This window comes from Actinomadura madurae (assembly GCF_047130825.1).
Lineage (GTDB): Bacteria > Actinomycetota > Actinomycetes > Streptosporangiales > Streptosporangiaceae > Spirillospora > Spirillospora madurae.
Genome location: NZ_CP083237.1, coordinates 3,982,247 through 3,995,691, shown reverse-complemented (window position 1 = coordinate 3,995,691; position 13,445 = coordinate 3,982,247). Strand labels below are relative to the sequence as shown.

At 71.0% G+C, this 13,445-nt stretch carries 9 protein-coding genes; 3 read left to right on the top strand and 6 right to left on the bottom strand.

The features are described from left to right. Positions 1-57 precede the first annotated feature (57 nt). From K8Z49_RS18010 to K8Z49_RS17985, 6 genes are all read right to left on the bottom strand, one after another. Positions 58-1,542 carry an amidohydrolase family protein gene (locus K8Z49_RS18010; protein ID WP_412519880.1) on the bottom strand — a complete coding sequence of 495 codons (1,485 nt, stop codon included), beginning with the start codon at positions 1,540-1,542 and terminating at the stop codon, positions 58-60. Continuing rightward, complete coding sequence (locus K8Z49_RS18005) at positions 1,467-2,903, bottom strand: amidohydrolase family protein (RefSeq protein WP_412519879.1); 1,437 nt, start codon at positions 2,901-2,903, stop codon at positions 1,467-1,469. Before K8Z49_RS18005 ends, K8Z49_RS18010 begins: the two co-directional genes overlap by 76 nt. After that, positions 2,900-3,655: an alpha/beta fold hydrolase gene (locus tag K8Z49_RS18000; protein WP_075023043.1), complete on the bottom strand. Its 756-nt coding sequence runs from the start codon at positions 3,653-3,655 to the stop codon at positions 2,900-2,902. The genes K8Z49_RS18005 and K8Z49_RS18000 overlap by 4 nt, the downstream gene beginning before the upstream one ends. A gap of 65 nt (positions 3,656-3,720) precedes the next feature. After that, complete coding sequence (locus K8Z49_RS17995; RefSeq protein WP_412519877.1) at positions 3,721-5,715, bottom strand: acetoacetate--CoA ligase; 1,995 nt, start codon at positions 5,713-5,715, stop codon at positions 3,721-3,723. Next, complete coding sequence (locus K8Z49_RS17990; protein WP_081842207.1) at positions 5,712-6,152, bottom strand: cupin domain-containing protein; 441 nt, start codon at positions 6,150-6,152, stop codon at positions 5,712-5,714. Before K8Z49_RS17990 ends, K8Z49_RS17995 begins: the two co-directional genes overlap by 4 nt. Next, positions 6,139-6,726, bottom strand: coding sequence for a flavin reductase family protein (locus K8Z49_RS17985; RefSeq protein ID WP_021591882.1), 588 nt, complete (start codon positions 6,724-6,726; stop codon positions 6,139-6,141). The genes K8Z49_RS17990 and K8Z49_RS17985 overlap by 14 nt, the downstream gene beginning before the upstream one ends. Before the next feature lie 161 nt (positions 6,727-6,887). Here K8Z49_RS17985 and K8Z49_RS17980 point away from each other — a divergent pair, with 161 nt between their 5' ends. From K8Z49_RS17980 to K8Z49_RS17970, 3 genes are all read left to right on the top strand, one after another. Continuing rightward, on the top strand, positions 6,888-7,541 hold the full coding sequence (locus tag K8Z49_RS17980; protein WP_412519872.1) for a PadR family transcriptional regulator: 654 nt from the start codon (positions 6,888-6,890) through the stop codon (positions 7,539-7,541). 158 nt (positions 7,542-7,699) lie between these two features. Then, positions 7,700-9,802 (top strand): MMPL family transporter, encoded by a 2,103-nt coding sequence (locus K8Z49_RS17975; protein ID WP_412519869.1) that lies wholly within the window; start codon positions 7,700-7,702, stop codon positions 9,800-9,802. Between the two features lie 181 nt (positions 9,803-9,983). After that, positions 9,984-13,442, top strand: coding sequence for a hypothetical protein (locus K8Z49_RS17970; protein WP_412519867.1), 3,459 nt, complete (start codon positions 9,984-9,986; stop codon positions 13,440-13,442). Positions 13,443-13,445 lie beyond the last annotated feature (3 nt).

Genomic DNA, 13,445 nt, shown 5'->3' with positions numbered 1-13,445 from the left:
ATTTCCGTAATGAGGACCCCCGAGGCGTCCCGCGGCGGCCCGGGAGCCGGCCAGGCGTCAGAACTTCCAGTCGCCGCCTCGTCGAGCCTCGGCTCGGGGGTGAGCCGAGGTGGCGAGAGCCGCTGCCAGCGTCTCGAGTCGGGCCAGGTGGCTGTGCACGTTGGAGCCGGTCAACGCATACTCTCGCTTGCGGATCTTTCCTGCGATCAATACGTCGCGAACATTCCCGGGGTGAGCGAAGAGGACGACCGCCGCGGTCGCGTCGTTCACCGCCGCCATGTTGATCGCGGTGCGGTCGATCAGGACGACGTCAGCTTGCTTTCCCGGGGTCAGACTCCCGATCCGGTCTCCCAAGCCGATGGCCTTCGCCCCGCCGATGGTCGCGGCTCTTAGCACGTCAGCGACTCCCAGTGGTGGAACGCCTGCTGTGGCTCGTTCGCGGTACGCCTGCGACGCCACCGCGCCGCGAGTGGCGCTTGTCGCTGCTCGCATCAGCGAGAACGGATTCGGTGCCGAGTACGTGGCGACATCGGTGGACAGTCCGATGGTCGTCCCGAAGCCGAGCGCGCGGCTGAAGGCCGGTAGTCCGTAGCCGCAGAGCATCTCGGCCTCCGCTGCGACACTCAGGCCGGCCCCGTGTTCTGCGAGCAGGGCGAGTTCATCGTCTGGAATCTCGTTGCAGTGGACGAAGCACATGTCGGGTCCGAGGAGGCCGCGTGCTGCTAATTGAGAGATGGTTCTGTGCTGCTCTCCCGACCACCGTCTGGGGGCCGCGTTACCGAGTGCTGCTCCGATACCGTCGTAGATCAGTGGAACATCGAGTTCCCTGGCCAGAGCGACATCCTTTTCCAGGACGCCATCGCTGAGGCAGTGTCTCGGGCGGGCCCCCATCGCAAGCGACAGGAGTGTTCCCGGGCCGAAATGGTCCGAGGACTTCAGTCTGCGGATCTCCGGTGGATGTGTCGACGCGGAACCGCTGTACCAGTTGCCGCCGTCGCCGTTCGGTGGTGTGTGGGCGAGGACGGCCCGGAGAAGTGAGGCCTGGTGTCCCTCGACCACCGCGTCAGTGTGCTCTGGCGTCCTGCCGATGTGGGCCAGGTCCGTCACGGTGGTGAAGCCGGACGCGATCGCCTCAAGGTCGCTGACGAGAACGGCGGTACGGACGGCTTCCGGAGTCACGTCGGCCGCGAGAACGGACTTCGTGAATCGACGATATTCGTCTACCCAGAGGTCAGCCGTCGTGCCGCGGCAGACGGAGAGCCAGGAGTGGCGGTGGGTGTCGACGAATCCGGGAACCGCGATCGTCCCGTGGCCGTCGATGACGGGGCCGGGATGAGGGCTGCACGGATCCCGGGCTCCCACGGATTCGATGGTCCCGTCGTCGCCGACGACGATCTCGCAGTCGTGGATCTCGCCGAGCGCCGGGTCCATGGTCAACGCGTGGGTGCCGCGAATTCTGAGGGCCATCAGTCGCTTGACGGGGTGTTCTGCGCCGCGGCGGGACCGTCGGTCGAGGCGAAGCCGGTGACGGGCGGCGTCCACGAGCCGTCGAGAGCCACCTTCTGACCGGTGCTCGCCTCGATCCGCTTGCAGATGGCGTCGCGGGAGGCGACCAGGTCGTCCACCATCCGCTCCGCGTCGACTCCCACCAGCCGGCCGTTCGACTTCACGACCTGCCCGCCGACCAGGACGTCCCGCACGAGGCCGGGATGCCCGCTACCGACCACGGCGCCGACGGGGTGGTTCAGCGGCGCGACGGCCAGGTCGCGGACGTCCAAGATCACGAGATCGGCGTGGTGGCCGGGACGGATCGATCCGGCGGGGTGCTTCAGGACGCAGGCCTCGGCGCCGCGCGCGGTGGCGAACTCGAAGACGTCGGCCGAGTCGAGTGGAAGCGACCGGCGATCGGCGGTGTTCGGATCGCGGGCTCCGGTCACGCCGCGCTCGGCCAGGAGCGTGGCGCTCATCGCGCGGAACATGTCCCCGCCGATCGCGGCGCAGTCGTCGATCGAGAGGCTCGGCCGGACCCCGGCCGCGAGGAACCTGCCGGTGGCGGGCCACCCGAACCCCATCTGGATCTCCGCGCCGGCGCTCACGGAGGCCGAGGCGCCCACGTCGGCGATCATGGCGATCTCGTCATCGGTGAGCGTGTTGCCGTGAACGACCGTCGTCGTGCCGTCGAGCAGACCCGCCTCGTGCATCTGCCCGATGGGACGGTTCGTGCCCCATGCGGCCGAGCCGGCGTGCACCGTCACAGGGATCCCGAGGGACCGGGCCGTTCGCACGTCGGTCGTGGTCGTCTCCATCGAGCTGTACTGGGGGCCTCGGAGTCCGAGGGCCATGGTCAGCAGGTCGTCGTCGAGGTCGTGGACGGCGGCCGCCATGCGCGTGACCTCCTCGGTGATGGGAACGTCACTCGAAAGTCCCCATCCGCCCGCGTAGGCGAAGACCGAACGCGCCTTGGAATCCTGGAGCGCCCGGAGCACCGCATCCGCGTGCGCAGGTGACGAGATGCCGTGTGCCCAGTCCACCATGGTGGTGACGCCGCTCGCCAACGCCTCCAGGCGGCCTGCCAACACCGCGATGTACATGTCATCGGGGGTCATGTGGTGCTTGACGATGCCGTGAAGCGCATGGGCGTACTGGCCCAGGGTCCAATCGGAGGCGATCGAGCGGAACGCGGCCTGCCAGTTGTGCCGATGCGTGTCGACGAAGCCGGGGATGACCAACGTCCCCGTCGCGTCCAGGACCTCGCATCCGTCCGCCTGTATACCTGCGGCCACCTCGACGATGAGGCCGTCCTCGATCATGATGTCCAGGTGATCGGCCCGGTAGGGCGGCACCTGTCCCTGCCCGGGGCCGATGAGAACGTGCCCGCCGCTGAGGAGCATCCGGGCGGTCATGGAGCCACCTGACAGGCGCGCGCCGAGAGTGCCTGTATCTCGGCGGTGAACGCGTCGGGACGGTCGATCGTCATGAAGTGCCCGCAATCCGGCACGGTGACCACCCTGGAACCGGCGGGCAGCTCCGTGGCCTCCGCGACCGGTCGCCCGGAGAGGACCGGGCCGGCGTCGCCGAAGGCGATCAGGGTCGGTCGTCGTTGAGCGGCGAGGGCCGATTGGACGTCGTAGCCGCGAATGGCCCACATCACGCCGAGCATGGCACGGGTGCCGGCCTTGAGCCGGTCGGTGGTCCAGCGCGCCGCCATCGCTTCGTCCGCCGGCCGCTGGAGACGCTCGTTCAGGTCGTCGACGGTCTGCTGCGGAACCGTGAACAGCGCCTCCGGCCCCGGCCACACCGAGTCCCACCACGACGGACCCGCGAGCTGCGCCTCCACGATCCCGATCGCGAGGACGCGGTCCGGGTACCGCGCGCCCACGTCGGCCGCGATGAGGCCTCCGACCGAGACTCCGGCCACGACCGCGGCATCGATGCCCAGCGCGTCCAGCACCTCGATCAGCACGTCCGCGAACCCCGCGATCGACGTGCGCGGGTGGACCGGATCCGAATCGCCGTGTCCGGGCATGTCCCAGGCCACGACGTCGTGATCCGCGCTGAGGTCGTCGAAGACGTCCTCGAACTCGTGCATCGAATGACCGTTGCTGTGCAGCAGGACCACCGAAGGACCGGCTCCCGCACGTCGCACGCGGACCATCCCGGCGGATGTCGCCACCGATCGGACCTGGCCGGCCGGCCGAGGGACGAACAAGGACTGTTCGCTCACTTCACAGACCGCCTCGTGAGTCGCCGCTTCGCCATCTCCGCGAACTCGCGCAGGGCGGTGGCGTCGTCGATGCTGCCGATGTTCACGGCGTCCTCCATCGCGACTCCCTGGAACATGCGTTTGAGCGGAACCTCGATCTTCTTTCCCGTGCGCGTATGCGGCAGCGCGCGCACGACGATGATGTCGTCGGGAACGTGCCGCCGGCTGACCTTCTCGGCGACGGCCGCGGACACCTCTGCCCGCAGGCCGTCATCGAGCTGCCGTCCTTCCTCCAGGACGACGAACAGCGGCATCCAGTAGTCGCCGTCGCCCTCCTCAACGCCGAGCACGAGGGATTCCCGGATCGCGGCGATGTGACCGATCGCCGCGTATATTTCGGCGGTGCCCGTCCTTACGCCGCCGCGGTTGAGCGTGGCGTCGGACCTTCCCGACACGATCGCCGCCCTCTCGGACGTCAAGAGAACCCGATCCCCGTGTCTCCAGACATTGGGAAACTGGTCGAAGTATGCGGCGCGGTACCTCTGCCCGTCCGGGTCGTTCCAGAAGTAGAGAGGCATTGATGGCATCGGCTCGGTGATGACGAGTTCGCCTTCCGCGCCGATGAGCGGGCGTCCTTGAGCGTCCCAGCAGTCGATCGCCGCACCCAGCATCGGCCCGGACAGCGCGCCGGCGTAGACGGGCAGGAGCGGTGCGCCGCCGATGAACCCGGTGGCCACATCGGTGCCACCGGTGGTCGAGCTGAGGTACACGTCGCTCGAAACGGATCGATAGACCCACCGTGCCGCGTCGGCGGGCAACGGCGACCCGGTCGACCCCACTGAACGGAGGCGCGAAAGGTCGAACTTCGAGCCGGGGCGTAGATCTTTCTGGGTGCAGGCCGTCAAGTACCCCGCACCGGTGCCCAGGTAGGTCAACGACAGCTTCTCCGCAAGCGCCCACTGCGCGTCGAGTTCTGGGTGGTGGGGGCTTCCGTCGTAGAGAACGGCGGTCGCGCCGGAAAGGAGGGAGGACGCCACGACGTTCCATACCATCCATGCGGTGGAGGTGTACCAGAAGAACCGGTCGCCTTTCCCGAGATCCATGTGCAGGGCCGCGGTCTTCAGTTGCTCCAGCGCGACGCCGCCGTGCCCGTGGACGATGCCTTTCGGTATGCCGGTCGTCCCGGAGGAGAAAAGAACCCACAGCGGATGATCGAACGGTAGAGGCCGAGGGCTCAGCGGCTCCTTGGCGACAGCCTCCCACCACCTGACGGCATCGTCCGGGACGGAGCCTGGACGATGAGCATCGACCCAGATCAACTGCGTGCGCGCGGGAAGCCCGCCGTGGACGGCCAGTGCCTCATCGGTGCGGTCGTGGACCCGGCCTCCGTACACATATCCGTCCGCGGCGATCAGCACTGCCGGTTCGAGCTGGCCCAGGCGATCCAGCACGCTCTCCGGTCCGAAGTCGGGAGCGCATACCGCCCAGACGGCCCCGATGGAAGCGCTGGCGAGCAGGCCGACCAGGGCCGGCAGGGTGTTGGGCAGGTAGGCCGCCACCCGGTCCCCGGGCCGCACCCCGAGGTCCACGAGAGTCCGTGCCAGCGCGCCGGCCTGGCGCCTGAGTTCCCCGGCCGTGACCTCGACAGGCTCACCGCCCTCGACCAGTGTCACGACGGCGATGTCGCGGTCCTCGAAGCCGCGTAGCGCGAGCTCGGCGAAGTTCAGCTCGGCATCGGGAAACCAGCGGGCACCGGGCATCTGACCGGAGACAAGGGCGGCGCCCGGGGCGAGGCTTGTCGTCACATCGAAGTAGAGAGCGAGATCAGCCCAGAACCGCCCGATGTCCGCGACTGAGGCGTTCCACAGCTCTTGATAGGTCTCCAACGGACGGCCCAGTCGCTCGGACCACCACGCGGCGAAGTCCACCATGCGGCTCTTGGCCACTCGCTCTTGCGGCGGCGTCCACAGAACGCGGGGCTCGGCGCTCGTCCCGATCGAGGTCGTGCTCATGACAGCGGCGGTTCGGTGTAGAACTTGCCGACGGGACGGCCGTTCCCGTCGTAGAGCCCGTCGTTGTAGATGCCGAGCACCCCGAATCGCTCGGTGTCGCTGGCGTTGACGAACTGGTGAATCACGCCGCGAGGGACATAGAGGTAATCGCCAGCGGACACCTCCTGCTCCAGCCGTTCGTAATCCTCATTCCACGTGACGAGCCGTAGGCGGCCTTCGAGCACGTAACCAGCGGCGTCCGAGTGGAGGTGGTAGTGGGCGCGGGTACGCGCTCCCGGCGGGAGATAAGCAGCGTGCACGTTCAGCCGTGCGGAACCGGTGTGCGGTCCGATGCCGAACTCGTGAGGCATCGTCGCCTCGTAGTCTGTCTCCCTGGCCACGTCGGCCGATCGAACGACCACCACACCGGCGGCATCTGGGTTCTCAGTCATCTGCATCTCGCTCGTCGCGGCTTGCTTGGGTGAACTCTCCGAACGTGCGGTTGAAGTTGAGGAGCGGCCGTCCCGATGTGCGGGCGGAGTGCACCACCCGGCCGATCAGGATGATGTGGTCGCCGCCCGGTAGCGACTGGTGACGCTCGCACTCGATGTGCGCGAGCGCGCCATGGATCAGGGGCACACCCGAAGCGGCGCCGACGAAATGGTCCTCGTCGGTGAACTTCAGCGCCCCGGCCGTCGCGTACCGCAGAGCGACGTCGGCCTGGCCCTCGGCAAGGATCGAGATGCCGAAGGTGGCGCAGTCGTTGAAGAACGGAAAGCTGAGTGCCGAACGCGCGACGCAGACGAGCACGAGCGCTGGTTCGAGGGACAGGGCCGAGAACGAACTGGCCGTGATGCCGATGGGCTCGCCGCCGACGCGACGCGTGGTCGTGATGGTCACGCCGCTCGCGAAGCGTGCGAGGACGTCGCGCAGCCCGTGGTGATCTGCCGGCGGGGCCGCCGGCGTCACCGGTGCACGGGTCGCCTGGCGGGTGTCCCCGGGTGGGATCGCGGATCCGAGTTCGGTGCCCAAGCCAACCTCCTTACGTCGCTCCACTCATCCTGCGACGGCGCTCACCTCGACTCGATGTCGTCGACCGTGAGGTCTGCCGGCGGAACTGCCGCAGTCCGTGAAGGGCGTTGTGGCGCCTAACTCCGATGCGTATACTCGCATCGGAGTATTGGTGGTGGGTCATGGTCAAGCGTCGCAAGGTGTCCAACCTGCTCGGGCTGGCCGTCCTGTCGACCCTCATGACCAGGCCCATGTACCCCTACGAGGTCGCGTCGTTGCTGCGCGCCCGGGGCAAGGACGACGACATGGCGATCAAGTGGGGATCGCTGTACCGGGTCGTCCAGAACCTGGAGAAGTACGGCTTCGTGGAGGCCGTCCACAGCGAGCGGCAGGGCGCCCGCCCCGAACGGACCGTCTACCGCATCACCGAGGCGGGACGGGCGGAGCTGGTGGACTGGGTCCGCGAGCTGGTCGGCGAGACCCAGCGGGAGGAGAGCAGGTTCAAGGCCGGGCTGTCCGTGCTCTCGGTGCTGTCGCCCGACGAGGCCGTCGGCCTGCTGCGGGCGCGCGCCGGCACGCTGGAGGAGCGGATCGCCACGACCGAGGCGGAGCTGGCGGAGCAGGCGGGGCAGATTCCCCGGCTGTTCCTCATCGAGACCGAGTACGAGCTGGCCGTGCGCACGGCCGAACTGCGGTGGGCGCGCGGGCTGGCGGACGAGATCGCCGAGGGCTCGTTCCCGGGCCTGGAGATCTGGCGGGAGTTCCACCGGACCGGTGACGTGCCGTCCGACCTGGCCGAGCTGGCGGAGAGGGGGGCCGGCCCCGAAACGACGTAGCCCCGAAAGATCCCCGGCGCGGTGCGGCAACACCGCGCCGGGGAGTACCTCGAACCGAACCGTGAAACGGATTCCGGCTGCAAGGTGGCGTCTTCCAGGATAGTCCGCGGTCCCTCCGGTTCGGTTCGCGACCTGTGCGATCCGAATTGCGAGGAGACATGCGTAATCGCAGAGAGAACCCGGCGAAGGGAGGCGGCCGGCGTTACCGCCGGTGGCCGGTGCCCGTACTGCTCATCGCCGGATGGCTGGTGTTCCTGGGCGCGGGCGGAAGCTACGCGGGCATGCTGGGTGACGTCGTCAAGAACGACAACGCCTCGTTCCTGCCCGCGGGCGCGGAGGCGACCCAGGTCGCGCAGATCGAGCCGGACTTCTTCGGCGAGGAGCAGACGCCGGCCGTGGTGGTGTACGTCCGCGACTCCGGCATCACCGCCGGCGACCGGGCGGCGGTGGCCGGGGACCAGCGCGCCCTGGCGTCCGTGGAGGGCGTCGCCGGCCGGATATCCGGGCCGATCCCGTCGGCCGACGGGCGCGCGCTGCAGATCGTGGTGCCCCTGTCGACGACGGGGGACGCGTCCCAGCTGCCCGGTGCCGTGCAGGAGATCCGGGAGCGGGCGCGGAGCCATCCCGGCCTCACCGCCCATGTCACCGGGCCGGGCGGCATGGAAGGCGACTTGGCCGGCATCTTCGAGGGCGCCGACGTGCGGCTGCTGGTCATCGCCACCGTCGTCGTGTTCGTCATCCTGGTGCTGGTCTACCGCAGCGTCATCCTCCCGGTCGTGGTGCTGACCTCGGCGCAGCTGGCGCAGACCCTGGCGTCGGTGGTGGTGTACTTCCTCGCCCGCGAGGACCTCATCGACCTCAACGGGCAGAGCCAGGGGGCGCTGCTGCTGATCTGCATCGGCGCGGCGACCGACTACGCGCTGCTGATCGTCGGCCGGTACCGGGAGGAGCTGCGCGACCGGGAGTCCGCGTACGAGGCGATCATGGTGTCGGTGCGCCGCTCGGCTCCGGCGATCATCGCCTCCGGCATCACGGTGATCATCGCGATGATGTGCCTGCTGCTGTCCGAGCTGAGCTCCAACCGCGGATACGGGCCCGTCCTCGCGCTGGGCATCCTCGCCTCGCTGGTCGCGACGTTCACCTTCCTTCCGGCGGTGCTCGCCCTGCTCGGCCGGGTCGCCTTCTGGCCGCTGCGTCCCCGGTACGGCTCCGAACACAGGCTGGAGCGCGGCATCTGGGGCCGGGCGGCGGGCGCCATCTCCCGGCGTCCCCGGACGATCTGGGCGGGCACGGCGGCGGTCCTGGTCGTGCCGGCCCTTTTCCTGCCGGGCTTCAAGGCGTCCGGCTCCCCGATGAGCGAGCAGTTCCTCGGCGACAAGCCGGACTCGGTCGTCGGCCTGGACGTCCTGGCCCGGCACTATCCGGCCGGTTCGGGCGTCCCGGCGCTCATCGTGGGACCGGCCGCGGCTCAGGGCGAGCTGGCCCGGGTGTCGCGGGCGGTGCCCGGGGTGCAGAGCGTCACGGCCCTGTCCGACCGGCCCGGCGGGCCGCCGAAGGTCGTCGACGGCCGGGTGCTGCTGCAGGCGACCCTGGTGGACGCCCCCGACAGCTCCGCGGCGGGGGACACCGTCGAACGCCTGCGGACGGCCGCCCACGCGGTCGACGCCGACGCCCGCGTGGGCGGCAGCACCGCGATCGCCATCGACACCGTCGACGCGGGCTGGGCGGACCTGCGAACGGTCATCCCGCTCGTGCTGGTGACGGTGCTGCTGCTGATCATGGCGCTGCTGCGGGCGCTGGTGGCCCCGCTGCTGCTCATGGCCACGGTCGTGCTGAGCGCCGCCGCCGCCCTCGGGCTCTCGGCGATCTTCTTCAACCGGGTCTTCGACTTCCCCGCCACGGACGCGTCGCTGCCGCTGTTCTGCGTCGTGTTCCTCATCGCCGTGGGGGTGGACTACACCATCTTCCTGATGGCCCGGGTGAGGGAGGAGGCCGTGCGCCTCGGTGACACCCGGCAGGCCCTCGTCCGGGGGCTGACCACGACCGGCGGTGTGATCACCTCGGCGGGCGTGGTCCTCGGCGTGGTGTTCTCGCTGTTCGGGGTGCTGCCGTTCGTCCCGCTGGCGCAGATCGGGTTCATCATCGTCGTCGGCATCCTGATCGACACGTTCGTCGTCCGGGCGCTGCTCGTCCCCGCCGCCTCCTACGACCTGGGCCGGGTCATCTGGTGGCCCTCGCGGCCGGCCCGCAGGCGAACCTGACCTCGCGGCCGGGCCGGGTCGCGACAGCCGGATGCGTTCAAGTGGGTCCTTCCATATGAGGGCGGACGCCGTAAAGTATGGCGTCGGTGACATCTGGTGACCATTGGCCCTGTGTGGACCGTGGCCGCGTGGCAACGGGGGCACGGCCCGCGCGACGCTCCGGTGGAAAGGAATCCCGGCCGTGCCCCGTCCCGAGCGCGCGCTCGACCCGGACGCCGGCCCCCTCCAGCGGTTCGCCCACGAGCTGCGCGAGCTGCGGCGGCAGGCGGGTGAGCCCGGCTACCGGCAACTGGCCGAGGCGACCCGGTTCTCCGCGTCGGCGCTGGCCGCGGCGGCACGGGGGGAGCGGCTCCCCAGCCTCCAGGTCACCCTCGCCTACGTCGAGGCCTGCGACGGCGACCGGGAGCGATGGCGGCGCGCCTGGCACGACGTGCGCCGCGAGCTCGCCGGGGAGACGGAGGAGCACGCGGCCGAGCCGCCGTACCTGGGGCTGTCCCGGTACGAGGCGGAGGACGCCGGGAGGTTCTTCGGCCGCGCGGAGCTGGTGGACGAGATCCTGGCCCGCCTCGACCGGAACCGGTTCGTCGCCGTGTTCGGGCCGTCGGGGAGCGGGAAGTCGTCGCTGCTGCGGGCGGGGGTCGTCCCGCGCCTCGGCCCGGGGGCGGCGGTCGTCACGCCCGGGGCGCCCGAGCCGCTTCCGGAGGCCGAGGCGCTGATCGTCGACCAGTTCGAGGAGGTCTTCACGCTCCACCCGGACGCGTCCGAGCGCCACGCGCTCGTCGACGCCCTGCTCGACCGTCCGGGACGGGTGGTCATCGCGGTGCGGGCCGACTTCTACGGGCACTGCGCCGAGCATCCGGGGCTGACCGCGGCCCTGCGGAACGCGAGCGTGCTGGTCGGCTCGATGCGCGGCGAGGACCTGCGCGAGGCGATCGTCAAACCCGCCGCGAACGCCGGGCTGATGGTCGAGCCCGCGCTGGTGGCGCGGGTGATCCAGGACGCCGGCACCGAGCCGGGCGCACTGCCGCTGATCTCCCATGCCCTCCTGGAGACGTGGAAGCGGCGCAAGGGCAAGAACCTCACGCTCGCGGGCTACGACGCCGCGGGCGGCGTCCACGGCGCGATCGCGGACACCGCCGAGAGCGTCTACCGGACGCTCCCGGAGGCGGAACGGCAGGCCGCCCGGCGATTACTGCTCCGGATGGTCAACGTCACCGAGACGGGACCCGGCCACGGCACGCGGCGGCCCGCCCACCGGTCGGAGGGGGACGGCGCCCTCATCGAGCGGCTGGCCGGGGCGCGGCTGGTCGCCATCGACGGGGACACCGTCGAGATCGCGCACGAGGCGCTGATCCGGACCTGGCCGCGGCTGCGGGACTGGATCTCCGCGGACCAGGAGGGACTGCGCCTGCACCGCAGGCTCGGCGTCGCCGCCGCCGAGTGGGAGGCGATGGGACGCGACGAGGGGGACCTCCACCAGGGCGCGCGGCTGGACGCGACGACCGAGTGGGCGGACGCCCACCCGGACGACCTCACCGTGCGCGAGCGCGCCTTCCTGGACGCGTCCATCGCCGCGGAGCAGGCCAGGAGGGCCGCCGCCGAACACCGCACGCGCACCCTCCAGGGCTTGGTGGCGGCGCTGTCGGTGCTGCTGCTCGTCGCGACGGGAGCCGGGACGGTGGCGGTCACCGAACGGGTCGAGGCCGACGACCAGCGCCGGCGCGCCCGGTCCCGCCAGCTGGCCGCCGAGGCCATGGCGCGGCTGCCCGCGGACGTCCCCGGCGCCGCCGACCGCGCGGTGCGAGCCCACCGGACGGCGCCCACGCTGGACGCCCGCAGCGCCCTGCTGAGCATCGCGGGACGGCAGCCGTACCAGTACCGGTTGGCCGGGCACGCGGGCATGGTCAAGTCGGTGGCGTTCAGCCCGGACGGCCGGGAGCTCGCGACCGGCGGCCAGGACGGCGCCGTGATCACATGGGATCCGGAGCGGCGCGTCCCGCGCGCCCGGTTCGCGTCGTCCGGGGGCGCGGTCCGCATCGTGGAGTACAGCCCGGACGGGCGCCTGCTCGCGACCGCGGACCTCGGCGGCGTGATCACGCTGTGGCGGACGTCGGACCACGCCCCGGTGCGCCGGATGAGGATGGCGGGCGTTCTGGACGGCCTGGCCTTCAGCCCCGACGGCCGCCGGCTCGCCGCGGCGGGCGCGGCCCGCACGGCCGCCGTCTGGGACGTCGCCACCGGCCGCGAGGTCGACGCGATCGACGGCCACGGCGGCCTGACGACGGAGGTGGCCTACGCCCCCGACGGCCGCACGGTGGCGATCGCGGGCGACGACGGCCGCGTCGCGCTCTGGCGTCCGGACGACGACCGGGTCCGGACGGTGAAGGTCGGCGACGCCCTGCTCACCGCCGTCGCCTTCAGCCCGGACGGCCGGTCGCTGGCCGCCGCGGGCGACGACGACGAGGTCCACCTGCTGGACCTGGAGAGCGGTGAGGAGCGAGGCCCGGCACGGCGGATGCAGCATACCGACACGATCTCGGCGCTGGCCTTCACCGACGGCGGGCGGACGCTCGTCTCCAGTGGATACGACCGGACCGTCAAGCTCTGGGAGACCGCCTCCCGAACGAACATCACCACGCTCACCGGGCACAGCGGCGGGATCTACGACATCGCCGTGAGCCCCGACGGGAACCGGATCGCCTCGGCCGCGCTCGACCAGACCACCCTCGTCTGGGACCTGCGGCGCACGCCGTACATCGGCCACACCGACTGGGTCAACGACATCGCCCTCGATCCCGGCGCGAAGGGGTTCGTCTCCGTGGGCCAGGACGGCGGCCTGCGCTGGTGGGACACGGCGTCGCGGCGCCCGGCCGCCACCGTCTCCGCGCATCCTCGCGGTGCCGCCGTGGTGGACCACGGTTCCGGGCTGGTCGTCACGGGCGGCGACGACGCCCTGATCCACATCTGGCGGGACCGCCGGCGCGTCGGCACGCTGCGCGGCCACACCGACAAGATCTACGCCCTCGACCTCGCCCCGGACGGGAGGACGCTCGCCGCGGCGGACCAGAGCGGCGCCCTCATCCTCTGGGACGTGCCCACCCGCCGGCGGACCGCCGTGCTGAAACGGGGCCGGCCGCTGGTGAAGGGCCTCGCGTTCGGCCCGCACGGGCGGATGCTCGCCACCGGCGACGACGACCGCGCGGTGACGCTCTGGGACGTGCAACGCCGGCAGCGGACGGCCGTCCTGCCCGGACACCCCGGCAGGGTGGCGAGCATCGCGATCAGCCCGGACGGGCGGCTCCTCGCCGCGGGCGGGGGCGGCGGCGAGGTCCTGCTGTGGGACCTGCGCCACCGCCGCCGGGCAGGCCGGCTGCGCGGCCACGCGGCCGAGATACGGGCGATCGCGTTCAGCCCGTCCGGCCGCCGGCTCGCCACCGCCGGGCTCGACCGCACGGTGGTCGTCTGGGACGTTTCCCGGCGCTCGAAATGGGCCGTCCTCACGGGCCATTCCGACGTGGTCCTCGGCCTGGACTTCAGCCGGGACGACCGGACCCTGCTGTCCTCCGGCGGAGACCAGACGATCACCACGTGGGACCTCGACCTCCGCCGCGCCGCCGCCACCGTCTCCGCACTCCGCTGAACC